This window comes from Mycobacterium montefiorense (assembly GCF_025823255.1).
Taxonomy (GTDB): Bacteria; Actinomycetota; Actinomycetes; order Mycobacteriales; family Mycobacteriaceae; genus Mycobacterium; species Mycobacterium montefiorense.
In genome coordinates, this window is sequence record NZ_JACKVL010000012.1 from 217,109 (window position 1) to 232,170 (window position 15,062).

A 15,062-nucleotide genomic window follows, 5' to 3' on the forward strand; every position below is an offset into this window, starting at 1 on the left:
TCCTTTTCATTTCGGAATCCTCCCTCGCAGGAACCCGTCGAAAATGATGTTGACACCGTTGAGCAGCGGCTGGCCCTTCGACTTCGAGTATTCGGTGTACAGCACCTCAACCGGCTGTTCGGCTACGCGCCAATGGTTTTCGGCGACCAGCATGATGAATTCGTTGGCGTGGCTCATGCCGCTCATCGTAATGTTCAGCCCGTCGGCGACTGTCTTGTTGAACACCCGCAGCCCGTTGTTGGTGTCGGTCAGGCCAAGCCGTCGACCACGTGGGCTCAACCGCGCGGCGGTCTGCAGCACGATCCGCTTCAGTAGTGGCGGCCGACTGCTCTCCTGCCCGCCGAACCGCGTTCCGATGACGATGTCGACGTCCTCGGCGACGAGTCGGTCGATCATCGCGGCCACGTCTTTGACGCGATGCTGCCCGTCGGCGTCGAAAGTCGCGAACAGCCGCGCCCCGGGCTGCTTACGGGCGTACTCGACACCGGTCTGAATGGCCGCTCCCTGACCCAGGTTGACCGGATGGCGGACCAGATGAGCCCCCGCCCGTCTGGCGATTTCGCCGGTGTCATCGGCGCTGCCGTCGTCGACGCACACGACGTGGTCGAAGACCGAACGCACATCGGCGATCACCTCGCCGATGACCGTGGCTTCGTTGAAGGCGGGAATGACGATCCAGGCGCCGGCATAATCCGTTTCGATGTTCACAGGGTAGCCAGGATCAGCCGGTTAAGTGTCCGGCGCGCGCCAGCGCCACCAGGTGGACGCCGATTCCGACCAGCGGACCGCACAGCAGAGCGACCACGGTGCGGGTCTCCAGCGGCAGCGGCAGCAGCAACAACAGTCCCGATGCGGCAGTCGCCCCGACCCACCCCAGCGCGTACGCGCGATGCAGCGCGGCGGCCACCGCGGCGGCACCGGTGAGCGTCAGCATGGCGATCGACAACGCGGCGCCCGTTAGCCACGCCAATAGCGCACTGCTGGCGTCGTACTGCGATCCGAACGCGACCCGCAGCAGCCATGGGCCCACCAAGCCGGCCGCCAGCACCCCGATCGCACCGATGCTGCCGATGATCGCCGCCGGCGCCATAAGTGCCCGCAGCCGGTTGCTGCGTTCGTCCACGAAATGCGCGATCAGGTTGCCCTGCATGGAGGTCAACGGCACCAGCAGCGGGGCCCGGGTCAACGTCACGGCCAGGATGATCACACCGCCCTGTGCCCCAAGCTCATTCGACGTCAGCTTGAGCAGCACCGGGAAACCCATCACCAGGATCGCGCTGGCTCCGGCCGCGGTGATCGAATGCGCGGTGCCCCGCAAGAACGTCGCGGTGTTGCCGGGTGTGAGTAGGCGCGACGTTGCGCGGGCCGCGGGTGACGCCGCCAGGATGATCAGCCAGGCCACCGCGCCGGCCACCGTCGCCCAGAGGAATCCGGTCAACCCCCAGCCGAGCACGAACGTGGCCGCGGCGATTGCCACCCGCATGACGGCGTCGGTCACCATCAGCGCCCCGTACGGGGTCCACAGATCGGTGCCGGCCAACATGCCGAGCAGCGTGGCATGCAGGCAGAACCCGGCCAGGCCAACGGACAGCAGCACCACCGACAGCCAGCGTTGTTCCACGAATACCCGCCCGCCCCACAGGGGTGAGCTGCCCGCGATCACGACGGCCGCGGCGACGCCGACCATCGCGGCGACGCGCAGCGGGTGGTTACCTGATCCGGGGGTGGGCGCTGCCTGGATGTAGCGAGTGGCGCGCACCTCCCGGGTGGTTTCCTGCAGCAGGCCGAAGGCGGCGCCGGTGACCAAGCCGAACGCGCCCCAGAACACCCCGAACACCGAAAAGCCGCTCGGAGCGAGGTCGCGAGCCGCCAGATAGATCACCGCGTAGCCGCACACCGCAGTCAGCGCGGTTGCGATGCCGACCCGGGCCATGCTGCTGCGTGCAACCGGCCCCTGTGCCACTCCCGCGGCCCCGGCAGCGCCCAGGGGAGACGCCGCGCCGCCGACTTTGGTCACCGGGGTGGCGCCTTCGGCCGGCTGCCCCGATATATCGCCAGTATCGCCACAATTTGAAAATAGTAAGTGCGGCGCGTGCGATGGCTGGCGGCGACGACCGGGTTCGCCCTAATGTGGTCGGCTGTCAGGGAGGACTTATGGCCGCCGCTCGCATCTTCGGGATTTCGCTGCTAGTCACCTTGGCGGCGCTCGCGCTCGGTTACGCGCACGGCGGCCTCAATGCCCTCTTCCTGTTGATAGCCCTGGCCATTCTCGAGGTGTCGCTGTCGTTCGACAACGCGATCATCAACGCCAGTGTGCTGAAGCGGATGAGCTCGTTTTGGCGGCAGATGTTTTTGACCATCGGGATTTTGATCGCTGTGTTCGGTATGCGGCTCGTCTTCCCGTTGCTGATCGTATGGGCGAGTGCGGGTGTACACCCGGTCCGCGCGCTGGACTTGGCGCTCAACCCGCCGCCACACGGCGCACTGGTATTCGCGGACGGCTCGCCCAGTTACGAGAAGCTGGTGTTGGCGGCCCATCCGCAGATCGCGGCATTCGGCGGGATATTCCTGCTGATGCTGTTCCTGGATTTCGTTGTTCATGACCGAGACATCAAGTGGCTCAAGTGGATTGAGATCCCATTTGCGCGCATCGGGCAGCTTGGACAGGTCCCGGTGGTGGCCACCGCGATCGCGCTGGTTCTGGTCGGCACGCAGTTGACCCACTCCACCGAGGAGTGCGCGACGGTGCTGACGGCCGGGCTGCTCGGCCTGGTTACGTATCTGATCGTCAACGGTTTGAGCCAGGCATTTCGCCCGCAGGAGGTCGCCGGCGACGAGGCCTCCGCGCCGGCCCTGGCGGTGGGCAAGGCCGGCTTGACGCTGTTTGTCTACCTCGAGGTACTGGACGCGGCGTTTTCGTTCGACGGGGTTACCGGCGCCTTTGCGATCACGTCGGACCCCATCGTCATCGCCCTGGGTCTGGGGTTGATCGGCTCGATGTTCGTCCGGTCGATCACGATCTACCTGGTCCAGCAGCAGACGTTGGACCGTTACGTATACCTGGAACACGGCGCGCACTGGGCGATCGGCGCACTGGCGGTGATCATGCTGCTGTCCATCGAGGAGCACTACCGGATTCCTGAAATCGCCACCGCCTCGGTGGGCGTGGTCTTCATCGGGGCGGCCTTCGGGTGGAGCGTGCTGCGCAACCGGCGCGACGCCGAGCCTTCCTGAGCCTTCCGGCTATGCCTCGATTTGTCCGGCGACGAGTCGACGCCGGCTTGGGGGCTAAAAGTCGGGCACTTCGTCCACCACGCCCAACAGAGCCTGGCCGGCCTCACGAAAGCGCGCCCGATGAAAGGAAACATGCTGGCTCATGACGTTGACGTCGCGCCAGCACCGTTGGATCACCGAATCTGCCTTGGCTGCCGACGCTCCGCCGACTTCGAAGGCAACGTTGACCGCGTTAACGGCACTGCGCATTGCGTGCTGAGCAGCCAGCGCGAAATCAATGCGACGATCCAGTGGTGCATCGCAGACCTGGACGACTTTCCAGATTCGTTCGAGGCTTTCCAGTACGAAGCTGCGGCTGGCCCGCAACGAGGCCTCTGCCTCGGCGAGCCTCACCTGCATATCTGGATCCTCGGCCAGAAGCATGCCCTCTCGAGTCTTCCGGCGACATAGGGTGTTGAGCTCATCGAGGGCGCGCCGGGCCACGCCGAGCGGGATTCCAGTCAACATTGCTGTCCCCATGAAGAATGGCATCCGGTAAAGGCGGCCTTCGACTCGCGGCGGCCCGACGAATGGCGCTAGCGTCTGCGCGTTTGGGACGAACACATCCTGAGCAGTGATGTCATGGGTGCCTGAACCACGCATTCCCGCAGCGCCCAGCCAGGTGGTCTCGATTCTCACGTCGGCGGCGTCGAGCACCGCCCACCGGAATGCCGGACCGCCCGATGTGTGTTGGACCTCCCCATCGGGTCCTATGACGGCGAAGCCGACAACAAAGAGCGATGCATGCGGCGACCCGGTCACGTAGTGCCAGCGTCCAGACAGTCGGTACCCACCGGGCACCTCGACACCGTCGCCGCTCGGGGCGAGCATGGATGCTACGGGCTGACCAGCGCGACCCGCCAACAACTTGGCTGCGACGGCCTGATCTAGCCAGGCGAAAATAAACGAGCTGTTTCCAATTGCTACCGCCCACGCTGTGGAACCATCACCCCACGCCAACGTCTCGGTCGCCACTAGGGTTGCGACCGGGTCGAGTTCGAGTCCCCCAAGACTGCGCGGAAGAGCCAGGCGGAAGAACCCTTGAGCAACCAGGACATCGATCACGTCACCAGGCAGCGTCGCGGCGGCGGCCGCCTCCGCGGCTCGCTCGTCGATCCAAGGAATGAGTGCCGCAGCCTTTACTGACAAGTCCGCTGCGTGGAGAAACTTCCCATTGCGGTGCACGTCGGATCCTGTCATGTCTAGCCCTCCTTTCAACAGCACGGCGAGCATTGGCTCGCCCGCCGATCACCGAATCAGTCGCTGCTTCCTCGGTCAATCAGGTTGGTCTGCTCGTGATTTGGAGCGCTTTGATGCTTCACGTGACTAACCACAACTCCGTGAAGCCCCACGTCGACCACGTTGCGCCCAATTTCATTCGCGATCCGGTCTGGGCCTCCGGCGGTAGTCCGAGATTGATATTCACGCGACAGACCGTACGCCCTTGTGCCCTAGCGGGCACCTTGCATCAACCTCGCCCGCCTGCTCCTCGGACGCGAGGAGCGCATCGCCGCCCATCGCCATTATGAAGCCAATTTGATTGCACCATAGCTTGATTCGACTCCGTGACGAAGCCCCAAAGGTGTCTCAACCAGTTAGGAAGACCACACCAAATTCTTTGGGATGGTCAAGTCGGGCGAATGTCAACCGTGTCCCTTTCAACCGTTTGACACTGGCGCAGTGTCGCCACGGCTCGTCAATCCTCGAGGCTGCGGTTGACACTGAAATCCGGATCGGCGGTGGTGGCTTTCGCTGAAGCGGTTTTCAGTTACAAATTTTCGAATGCCAGCGACCATGTCACAACGCCGTCGGTAGCATCGCCTATGCGTACTCTTGGCGCTCCAAGCTTGTCTGAGCCGAAGCCTCCGAGCGCGCCGTAATCGACTACTGTTCAAGGGATTTACGTTCCTCGCTTTGCGCCACGCAAACAAATTGCTGCATTGCGAGCTATCGGCGCAACGATATGGAAATAACGCAGAGGATCGGACGGTTATTGGTCTGATGAGACGAAGTACGGTGCGCAGGGCACTTCAGCGCGGCGCAAGCCCGCGCAAAACCCCTGCCGACACCAACACCAACACGATGAGTGTGATCGCCAACAGTCTGCTGCAGAGGTGCCTCGATCGATCCGAACGCGTCCGCGCAACCGGGCGACAGCAACCCGGGGGCGGTGATGTGGGGCGCGCGAGCTTGATGGCTTTCGGGGACTACCTGCAATTCCAAGCTGAAGACCAGAACTGGTTGCGCAGAGAGTACTGACCGGCAATTGCCTGAGCGTGTCTCACACCCTTGTGTTTTCGACTTCTGTTCGGGGCCAACGGATTGCTCAAAGAAACACGCTGCTGCCGCTCACGTCCATGGCTCACATTTGTCCCCGGACAGGTTGTCCGCACTTATGCCGGCCTCGAATAAACGAATGTTTGACAAATAACCGGTGAACTCCATCGACAGTCAAAAAACTCCGATATGTGTCACCGGCAATCGGGCCAACGTCGAGATAATCAACATGTAAATCACTGTGGGACAGCATAATTCGTATCAATCTCCGCGGGACTCGGACTATTGTACCGACGGTGCATCTTGGTCAAACCGCAACGTGCGCCCGCGCAAGAAGTCACTGGCCGGCGCCGCCGATGCCATATACGGTGGTGTGTAAACGGTGACGTGTTTATTGGATACCGCAGGGCGACAGGCAGGTTGGTCGTGAAGGAAGACTCGATGCCGGTCTCAGCGTTCACTAAACGCGACAGATTGGAGTCACTTCGGTGGACATCGAAAGCGATAGCGACAGCTACACAAGAATCTACCGGTTGGTCATGGCAGCGTGGGGAAGCCAAGCGATACGTTGTTTGGCCAGCCTGTCTATCGCCGAGCACCTTGAGAAGGCGGCCTTGAGTGCTCAGCAGATAGCCGAACGCGAGTCGGTTGACCCGGCTATGCTCTTTCGGCTCTTGCGGGCCGGTGCGGCAATGGGATTGGTCCGCTACCACGTTACTACCGATACATTTTCGACGACACCGGCGCTTCGTGTGCTCCATCAGGATGCTTCCAAGTCGCTCAAACACTATGTGCAAGCCGCTATGGGACAAGCCTTCTGGCTTCCCGGCTTTCGTCTGCCTCAGGCCGTCGCACAAGGCCGTACCCAGACAGCAGATGCGCTCGGTCAAGATCTGTGGGAACACTACGCGTCGCACCCCGATGAGAGACGGATATTCACCGAAGCGATGACCGAGTTGTCGACACCTGTCATCCGCGAGGCTGTTTCCGTCATCGATCCGGGGTCAGCGAAGTACGCGCTCGACATTGGAGGGGCGAACGGAATTTTCGTGAGTGAGTTGGTGGAGCAAAACCCTCAGCTGACGGGAGCCGTTTTTGATCTCGCTCACGTGATTCCGGGGGCGGTGGAAGAAGCCAAGCGCCGAGGGCTTGGACAGCAGGTCTCGGGGATCGCCGGCGATTTCTTCGAGTCGGTGCCGAGCGCCGATATGTACCTTCTCAAGTTCATCTTGCATGACTGGGACGACCAAAGATGCGTAACCTTGCTCACCAACATTCGGAGCGCAATGAATCCGGGCGCCAAGCTCTTCATCGTTGAGATGCTCCTCGAAAATGATTCTGCGACAATCGATGCCGCACTGATGGATCTAGTGATGCTCTTTGGTCTCGGTGGTAAAGAGCGCGGCATGTCTGAGTTCGAGGACCTGTTCGAACAAGCCGGGATGCGTGTCAGTAGTGTCAAGCCGCTACACGGTGGCTACCACGTTATCGAGACCGTCGCGAAGTAGCGCGACATGTTAGCCGCTAGACACAGCCCGGACGTCTGAAACCACCGCGTTTACTAGGGTCCCCAAACGAACTTCACCACGGCGTCAGTGAAGTCCCAGGGCTGTTCCAGGTGGCCGAAGTGACCGCTGTTATGAAGTTCGCGCAACTGCGAACCACCTATGGCGGCGCGCATCTCTCTGGACCAGCGCGGCGGGCAGACGAAGTCGAAATCACCACAGATGAGCAACGTGGGAGCTGTTATGGCACCGAGGCGGCCCCTTGCCGACCATGGCTTGCTCTTTCTGTTGGGATCCCAAGTCATCTGGAGCCTGGGCAGACTGGACTGAGCCAAGGTTTGCCGATAGTCGGCGAAATAGGCGGGGAAGACGTCAGCGAGAAACTTGTCATCAGCGTGTGGTTCGCCGCCGCCCGTGGCGTGCCATGCGCGGGCCGCTTTGATAGCTTCGGGTCGCTCGGGCCACCGCTGCGCAAAGGCTGCCATCTGGCGAAATGCCTCATCCCACAGCTCGTCGTTGTACACCGGTGCGGCGTCATAAGCTATGACTCCGCCGAGACGCCCCGGATTCTGCATCGCCAGTTCCAACGCAACCATGCCACCGTGAGAATGTCCGAGAATCAACGGCTGCGGCACCATGAGGTGATTTACAAAGGCCTCGAGATAGCTTGCGTAAGTGGCCATGTCGTACTCGCCACCCGGTAGCAAGTCACTCTCGCCGGTGCCGATTGGGTCGAGGTAAACCATGGTGAGATACCCCGCAAGTAGCGGCATACGCAGATACCCTGAACTGATCCCGGGACCACCCGAGTGCACTACGCACACCGGGCCACTGCCCGCAACTTCGTAGGAAAGTTTGACGCCGTTGATGGAAGTCGTGTGCCAACCTTGAGCTAGTGGACCGTCGCGCCGCATCTAACGTAACCCCCCGCCGTGGAATGGTCTGATTCTCGGCCACTTAGCGAGATGTGTGCAAGTCCTTACTACCAACAGTGGCGTAGGCCATATCGTCGAGACAACTTTGGGCCGACCGCTTCGGTCTTGCCGTTCTGTTCTCTTGCAGCAAAAGAACATACGACTCTCACATGATTCAATAAATGTGTTTTCGCATCAGCTGACAACTCGTCGATGCGACTGTGCCGGCACCTGACTTAGCAACTCATTTGCCGCGGGCCACGACCAACTTGGAATTCCGCGATGTTGGAGATCGGTGACGAATGCTCCTACCAGCGTGTCGGAGGGTGTGGCGACCATTGCGACGACGTCACCTTTGACCACCGGGCGCAGGCGCCGCACGACCCCGATCGGTCGTGGCGCCAGGGCAGATACCGGGACGATGGCCACACCGAGGCCCGCGGCGGCAAGGTGCGCAGCTGTGCGCGGACTACGGGTCCGCACGGCCGGTTTCAAAACGACTTTGTGAAAGGCAGTAAATTGATCGATCCACGCTGCCATCGCGTTCGCGGGGTCGTAGTGGACAAACGCCTCGTCGACGAATGCCTGTATCGGTACCTCGGCCATGGCAGTGAACCGGTGTCCGGCAGGAGCTACGACTGCCATCTCCTGCTGTCCGATGACTGCGACGTGTGCATCTGTTTGAGCCGGCCGAGACCCCACGGCAACATCCGTTCCTCCCGTCTCGAGGACTTTGGCCATGACGTCAGTGCTGGTGTACTCTGATAGTTCGAGGCTTACCTCTGGGCGCTGAGACGCCCAGAGGCGCAACGTGGGTGCCAACAACCACCCCGTCATCGTCTCAACACAAGAGATACGCAGTCGGCCAGCTTGACCACTGCCAACACGCTGGCCAACTTCGACCACCCGCTCGGATGCCCGCACCGCAAGGCGTGCTTGCTCGGCGGCGGCGCGGCCGGCCGCGGTCACGCGTACCCCACGCCACAGCCGCTCAACCAGTGGAACTCCCAATTCTCGCTCCAGGGCAGCAATGTGATGCGACATCGCTGGCTGCGACATATACATCGCGGCAGCGCCTTTACTCATTGAGCCGTGCTCCACAAGAGCCACTAAGCACTCCAAAGCGCGCAACGTTGGCATTCTTCAAATGTAGCTCATGGTTTTGCAGATGCATGGTGAAAACCCCTCTCCCGCAATGGTTATAAGCAAAGACAGGTATATCGACAGGTATGGCTTGGGGTAATTGCACCGGTGTGCGAAGTGGGTAATGCCGCGATGCTGTTCATTTCAAAACGTAAATCAGGTACTTGCACGGATGGGATACCGCTTTGATCGACGCTTCCGTGGATGCGGCTGCAAGGCCTGACGTGCTATTGGTTCCCGGCGCTTGGCATGGCCGCTGGTCGTGGCACAAAGTACAACCCGCACTTGCTGCCCGCGGCTGGCGGACACACGTCGCCGAACTCCCCAGCACCAGTGGATTTGGGTCGTCGCGGAAGGGCCTGTATGACGACGCTGCCGTCATCCGCAGGCGCATCGAACAGATCGGCGGTCCCGTGGTCGTTGTTGCTCACTCCTATGGCGGCGCGGCGGTCTCGCAGGGAGCGGCACACATGCAACAGGTGCGGCATCTGGTTTATCTCGCAGCCTTCGCACTCGACATTGGCGAGTCGGTCCTGGGGCTGGCTTCCGGTCGGGTGCCGGAGTGGTGGGTGATCGATGGCGAGGTGGTCTCCCCGGGTAAGCCCCACGAGATTCTTTATGAAGATGTCCCTGCAGCTGAGGTTCGCATAGCTCTGACCAAACTCCGACCCATTAGTTTCATGAGCTTTCAGCAGCCCTTGACCGCGTCCGCGTGGCACACGGCGCCCAGCACCTACATTGTTTGTCAAAGGGATCGTGCCGTTCCGGTCCGGCTGCAGGAAGCTCTCGCTGCGCGCGCAACTCATGTGCGCAGACTGCCTACCGGTCATTCGCCCTTCCTTGCGGCCCCAGGCCAACTGACGGAGCTAATCATCGAGGCTGCGTCAAAGACGTAACCGGTGTGCGCCTGAGCAAAACTGCTCACAGCACCCCGTCGGCCCCGCTGTCATCCGCAACGAAAGCCAGCAAAGCAGACGTGATTGAGATCGGAGCTAAAGTGTGCGAGCGCCAAGCGGAACAGGCCGCTACGTGTGCGACCTAATATTGCATTTGTGAGCGAGGTCGTGGGCTATCGGCGCGGAATACCCGTTGATCCTCCGCTGAACCGCTTCGTGGGACGCCGGCAGGACATGGCTGCTGCGCAGCGAAGCTTGTCGACCACCCGGTTGCTGACCTTCACCGGATTCGGTGGTGTGGGCAAAACCCGGCTGGCGCTGGAGGTGGCCTACCGTGCCCGTGACCGCTACGCCGATGGGGCGTGGCTGCTATGCCTCGCTGAGCTAAGCGTCGGGGCCGATATCGCTGAGGTGGAGTCGGCGCTCGTCAGCGTCCTAGGTATCAGCGACCAGTCGGCGATCGGTCCGCGAGAAAAGCTGCTCACGTTTTTAGGACCTCGCACACTGCTTCTAGTGCTGGACAACTGCGAGCACGTCCTAGCCTCGGTGCGCGACATTCTGCCGGTTCTGCTGCGCGGAGCTCCGGGTCTTCGTGTCGTTGCCACCAGCCGAGAGCCCCTCGACGTAGCGGGTGAAATGCTGCGGCCGGTGCTCCCACTGAGCGTGCCAGAACCGGGCACGCCAGCCGAGCAGCTCATCGTCGACGGGTCGGTGAGCCTGCTCGCCGAGCGGGCCAGCGCAGTCGATCCCGGCTTTGAGCTCACCGATGCCAATGCTGCGGCAACAGTTCAACTCTGCCGGCTCACGGAGGGTTTGCCGCTAGCGATCGAGCTTGCTGCGGCCAAGCTACGGTCGCTCACGGTCGAGCAGGTCGTCGAAAGATTCGGCCGCCGGCTGACGTCATTGACGGCCTCGACGACACCGACTACCGATCGGCACCGATCGCTACGGTCCATGGTCAATTGGAGTTACGACCTGTGTCCGAAAAGTGCGCAGGTGTTGTGGCGCCGACTATCGGTCTTCGCCGCCACCTTCGACCTTGAACTCGCGGAGTCGGTTTGTGCCTTCGGTGCACTGCAACAAGACGACGTCATGGACGCTGTCGAGCGCCTCGTCGCGCAATCGATCCTATCGACTTGCCGCGGCGCCGGCGTGATGCGTTACCGTCTCCCAGCGGCGATTCGTGAGGTGGCTAGCGATCTCGCGGACGAGGCCGATGAGACAGCTGAGCTCCAGCGCAGACACCGAGACGCAATGCTTGGGCGCGCATGCGAAGTGTTGCAGCGATGGTGTGGCCCAGATCAAGACGTCCTTATCGAACAGATGAGCCTCGACCACGCCGAATACGTCGCGGCGTTGCAGTGGAGCCTAGAGACCGCCGGAGAGGAGCAGACCGGGCTGCGGCTTTTGGCATCGTTGCGCTACCACTACCTCGTTGGCGGGCGCCTCGCCGAGGGGCGGGTACGCCTCGAGGCGGCCCTGGCCACCGTCGCCGAGCGTTCAGCGATACGGGCCGAGTGCCTGTGGGTAACTGCCTGGATAGCGCTCCTGCAAGGTGATCATCAAAGGGGTGCGCAATTATTGGACGAGCTTGCGGGTCTGGCGCATGAATTCGACAGCCCGCAACTCGTTGTGCATCTGCACCACTGGAACGCGCTGCTAGCGATGTTCAGCGGCGACCTGGAAGCCGCGAAACGCGACTTTCAGATCGCGCTCGTCGGTCACCGTGCCCACGAAAATCCTTATCTGGAAATTACCGCTCGGTACATGCTCGCCAATGCGCTTGCGTTCAGTTCCGAAGCCAAGCGCGCACTCGACATGAGCACGGAAACCGCGGCGATGTGTGAGCAATATGGCGAGCGAAATGCGCGTGCGTACACCGACTGGGCCTGCGGAGTTGCCTACTGGACGCTTGGCCAGCCGGACGAAGCGGAACGCTCTGCCTGGCAAGTATTGAAGTCGCAGCGCACGATGGGCGACGGCATCGCCGCCGCCCTCGCGACCACATTGTGTTCGTGGATTGCCAACATTCGCAACCAACATGAACGCGCCGTCGACCTGTCGAAAGCAGCGCAACAGATTTGGCAATCGCGCGGCACATCCCTCGAAGCGTTCGGGCCGCACCTGTCCGCATTCGCCCGAGAGTACGGTCCATCGTCAACCGATCTCGCGCACACCGACAAGAGCCGCCTCACGCAGAAGCTCCACGGACTCGACGATGTCATCGACTTGGTGCTGGGCTCCGGTACCAGCAGCGGCCGCGGTGTCCGAAAAGACGAAACACCGCTCACTAGAAGAGAACTCGAAGTCGCCGCGCTGATTGAGAGTGGCCTTTCCAACCGGGAGATCGCTCAGCGACTGGTTATCGCTAAACGCACAGCCGATGGCCATGTCGAACGCATCTTGGCAAAGCTGGGTTTCAGCTCACGATCTCAAGTTGCCGCATGGATGGCGCGGCGCGCATCCTGATCGGGGAGCCAACGAGGATAAGAACAACCTCGACTCGCAATTCGCGACACAGCCGGTGCGGGACTCGCGGCGCCGACGGCGGCCCGGGGAAGTGATGTGTCCGCGGACGGTTCACACGTGCCGGTCAGCTTCCACTTGTCGCCAGGGACACGGCTGGCCAGTCGTTGTCGACATGGGCCAAAACGTTGAAGTAGTTGGTCAAAACGTTCAGCGCGAGATTGGCTACCACCTCGCCGATTTCCTCCTCGGTTACCCCGGCCGCACGTGCGGTCTCCAGGTCGACTTCTTTCACATCTCCGGCGGCTCGCACGATGTCGTTGGACAGCTTCAGTAATGCCGCTACGTGCGGGTCATTCGACTCGCCCCGGCGGGCTATCTCGAGTTCGTCGGTGGCTACGTGGGCGATGTTGGCCCCGATGTAGGTGTGCGCGGACAGGCAGTACTGGCAGCCGTTGAGCTGCGCCGTGGTGATCGCGAGGCGCTCGCGCACACCGGCCGACAACGTGCCGCCCGACACGGCATTTGATAGAGCCAGATAACTGTGCAGCAGCGCGGGGCTGTTGGCCATGACTTTCGTCATGTTCGGCGTGAGGCCCAACGACTTTTGTACCTGCGCAAGTAGTTCGGCGGCCTTGCCCGTGGCAGCGCCGGGCTCGACTGGGGTGAAGTGGGTCATCTTTTTCCTTTCGGCCGATCCAGTTATAACGGATCTAGTTAGTAGATTCCGTTAGGATTTGTACCATCCCTACCTAACGGATACAAGCCCGCCGACCCGTGATACGATTGACCATGTGACTCGCTCCGCTCCCGCTTGGGTACTGCCTGGTGAGCCCGCCGCTGTGCGATTCATGAATACGATCTGGGCCGACACCAGCGGTTCGCACGACGACCTAACTACACCGAGTGCCTTGCGCGAGTGGATCGCCGTCGTAGCGGAACGGGATGCAAAGTCCTTCGGACGTATTGGCGTCCGCGACGTTGTCGAGGCCAGGCTGCTGCGCGACGCGGTGCGGCGACTGGCAGCCTTCTGCACCCAGGATGACCGTGCCGCCGCACAATCGATAGTCGACAACATCGATGACGCGATTAGCTCTGTCAACGCCGCGGTCAGCCATCGCCCCGCTGCCTGGATCGCGCTGCGCGGCGACCAACTTCAGCGCGAAAGACCCACGCAGGCATCGCCCATCCGCACCGCTCTTGCCGAACTGGCGCACGATGCAATTGATCTGCTGACCGGACCAACGTCGGCGACACTGCGGGCATGCCACGCCCCTGGTTGCGTGCTGTACTTTGTCAAGACTCATCCCCGCCGGGAGTGGTGCTCAGAAGCCTGCGGGAACCGCGTCCGAGCGGCGCGACACTACCAACGCAGCAAGGCCTACCGCTCGAGGTGACGTGATCGGCGTCCTGCCAACGTTTTTTATTCACGGCAGTAAGGAATTGTTGTAAGACCACCAGGGCGAGTAGTCTCGAGCTGTCTGTTAAAAGCGTTGAAGGGGAGGTAATTACGGCGTCAGGACAGCATCCGAGCACCGATTTTCACTCCGGCAAGGGTCGCAACACACCCGGTGATGTTTGGGTTAGGGTGACGTCACCACAGCGGAAAGGAACCACAGCGCGATGAACTTCTGTGCGAGCTCGTTGAGCGGATGGCCGCCGGGGTGTGGTTCGTGGCGCCCCCTGTGTCCGGCTCGTCTCGTTCTCACTTCCTGCTCGCCTTGAGCTTTGCGGCGCATATAGCGTCGGCCAGTGTCCAGAACGACAGACCCAACAGCGGAACATCTTTGAGTAAAAACTCGCCAGTGAGCGAAATCGCTGGAAAACCACCGCCGGCCGATTCACCCACACCGGGAGTGGTGAACAGAAAGCTGATCGTCGCCACGAAGAGCAGGATCGCCAGCAGACTGCCTCCGATGGAGAGTGCCGGGGCTAGCGGCTTGATCGCCAGGAGCGCAGCCGCGCTAACCTCAACGACACCCAGTAGCACCGAAAACGTGTATACGGGAAAGATGCCGTACAACCAGCCCATGAATGGACTGTTGGCTACCAATGGTTGGATTTGGTGAGCCTCGAAATTCATGAACTTCAGCGCGCCGATCCAGCCGATGACGACTACCAGACCGTATCGGCTTAGGACGCTGGCAATCCCATAGATTATGGTCACCTTCACGATCTCGCTGGCTCTTGCCGAGTTCTTCAACACGATCATCATGGACTTCTTCCCGTGATAGATACCTCGTGGCGGTACACCTTTCACACCAAGACACTAGAGGGTCGGCTCTCCATTTCTGATTGTCATGCGAGTATTTGATGCCAGCGATAAGTCAGGTGAATGCCATCGACCGGTGCTGGAAGCGATCGCACCAGGAATTTGACGTCGTTGCATGCAAAATTGGCCGCGTGACTTCAAAAATATTGGCTACTAGCGTGATTGGAGTGATGCCCCTAACACACCATTGGTGGACAACGGGTCTTATGCTGAGAAACAGGGGCGGGTCAATACGCCGATCGGCTGTCGCCACCTTTTGAGAAGTCCGGCCGTGCTTGCCGCCCCGGTCATTTCGGTCAGCACGAGAGGAGTTCCA

General features: G+C 61.3%; 12 protein-coding genes. 5 read left to right on the forward strand and 7 right to left on the reverse strand.

From position 1 onward, the window contains the following. Positions 1–6: 6 nt before the first annotated feature. Complete coding sequence (locus tag H7K34_RS10665; protein ID WP_108920277.1) at positions 7–708, reverse strand: glycosyltransferase family 2 protein; 702 nt, start codon at positions 706–708, stop codon at positions 7–9. Between the two features lie 13 nt (positions 709–721). Continuing rightward, a complete protein-coding gene (locus H7K34_RS10670) occupies positions 722–1,933 on the reverse strand; it encodes a hypothetical protein (protein ID WP_264062426.1) in 1,212 nt (403 codons plus the stop codon). A gap of 221 nt (positions 1,934–2,154) precedes the next feature. Here H7K34_RS10670 and H7K34_RS10675 point away from each other — a divergent pair, with 221 nt between their 5' ends. Continuing rightward, the gene (locus H7K34_RS10675) at positions 2,155–3,234 is read left to right on the forward strand and encodes a DUF475 domain-containing protein (RefSeq protein WP_264061864.1); all 1,080 of its coding nucleotides are present in this window, start codon (positions 2,155–2,157) and stop codon (positions 3,232–3,234) included. Positions 3,235–3,288: 54 nt separating this feature from the next. Here H7K34_RS10675 and H7K34_RS10680 read toward each other — a convergent pair whose 3' ends face one another. Continuing rightward, positions 3,289–4,473: an acyl-CoA dehydrogenase family protein gene (locus tag H7K34_RS10680; RefSeq protein WP_264061865.1), complete on the reverse strand. Its 1,185-nt coding sequence runs from the start codon at positions 4,471–4,473 to the stop codon at positions 3,289–3,291. Positions 4,474–6,038: 1,565 nt separating this feature from the next. On the opposite strand from H7K34_RS10680, the gene H7K34_RS10685 reads away from it, so the two are divergent. After that, on the forward strand, positions 6,039–7,058 hold the full coding sequence (locus tag H7K34_RS10685) for a methyltransferase (RefSeq protein WP_264061866.1): 1,020 nt from the start codon (positions 6,039–6,041) through the stop codon (positions 7,056–7,058). Between the two features lie 53 nt (positions 7,059–7,111). Here H7K34_RS10685 and H7K34_RS10690 read toward each other — a convergent pair whose 3' ends face one another. Together H7K34_RS10690 and H7K34_RS10695 are read right to left on the reverse strand one after the other, a co-directional pair. Beyond that, entirely contained in the window at positions 7,112–7,969 is an 858-nt protein-coding gene (locus tag H7K34_RS10690) for an alpha/beta fold hydrolase (RefSeq protein ID WP_264061867.1), read from the reverse strand. A 195-nt stretch (positions 7,970–8,164) separates the two neighbouring features. Continuing rightward, positions 8,165–9,109 (reverse strand): LysR family transcriptional regulator, encoded by a 945-nt coding sequence (locus H7K34_RS10695; RefSeq protein WP_264061868.1) that lies wholly within the window; start codon positions 9,107–9,109, stop codon positions 8,165–8,167. A 188-nt stretch (positions 9,110–9,297) separates the two neighbouring features. On the opposite strand from H7K34_RS10695, the gene H7K34_RS10700 reads away from it, so the two are divergent. Then, positions 9,298–10,008 (forward strand): alpha/beta fold hydrolase, encoded by a 711-nt coding sequence (locus H7K34_RS10700; RefSeq protein ID WP_264061870.1) that lies wholly within the window; start codon positions 9,298–9,300, stop codon positions 10,006–10,008. Between the two features lie 156 nt (positions 10,009–10,164). Next, entirely contained in the window at positions 10,165–12,477 is a 2,313-nt protein-coding gene (locus H7K34_RS10705; protein ID WP_264061871.1) for an ATP-binding protein, read from the forward strand. A 124-nt stretch (positions 12,478–12,601) separates the two neighbouring features. On the opposite strand, the gene H7K34_RS10710 is transcribed toward H7K34_RS10705, so the two are convergent. Then, the gene (locus tag H7K34_RS10710; protein ID WP_264061872.1) at positions 12,602–13,153 is read right to left on the reverse strand and encodes a carboxymuconolactone decarboxylase family protein; all 552 of its coding nucleotides are present in this window, start codon (positions 13,151–13,153) and stop codon (positions 12,602–12,604) included. 115 nt (positions 13,154–13,268) lie between these two features. Here H7K34_RS10710 and H7K34_RS10715 point away from each other — a divergent pair, with 115 nt between their 5' ends. Further along, complete coding sequence (locus H7K34_RS10715; RefSeq protein ID WP_264061873.1) at positions 13,269–13,871, forward strand: CGNR zinc finger domain-containing protein; 603 nt, start codon at positions 13,269–13,271, stop codon at positions 13,869–13,871. A 308-nt stretch (positions 13,872–14,179) separates the two neighbouring features. Here H7K34_RS10715 and H7K34_RS10720 read toward each other — a convergent pair whose 3' ends face one another. Further along, a complete protein-coding gene (locus tag H7K34_RS10720; protein WP_264062427.1) occupies positions 14,180–14,686 on the reverse strand; it encodes a YkgB family protein in 507 nt (168 codons plus the stop codon). Positions 14,687–15,062 lie beyond the last annotated feature (376 nt).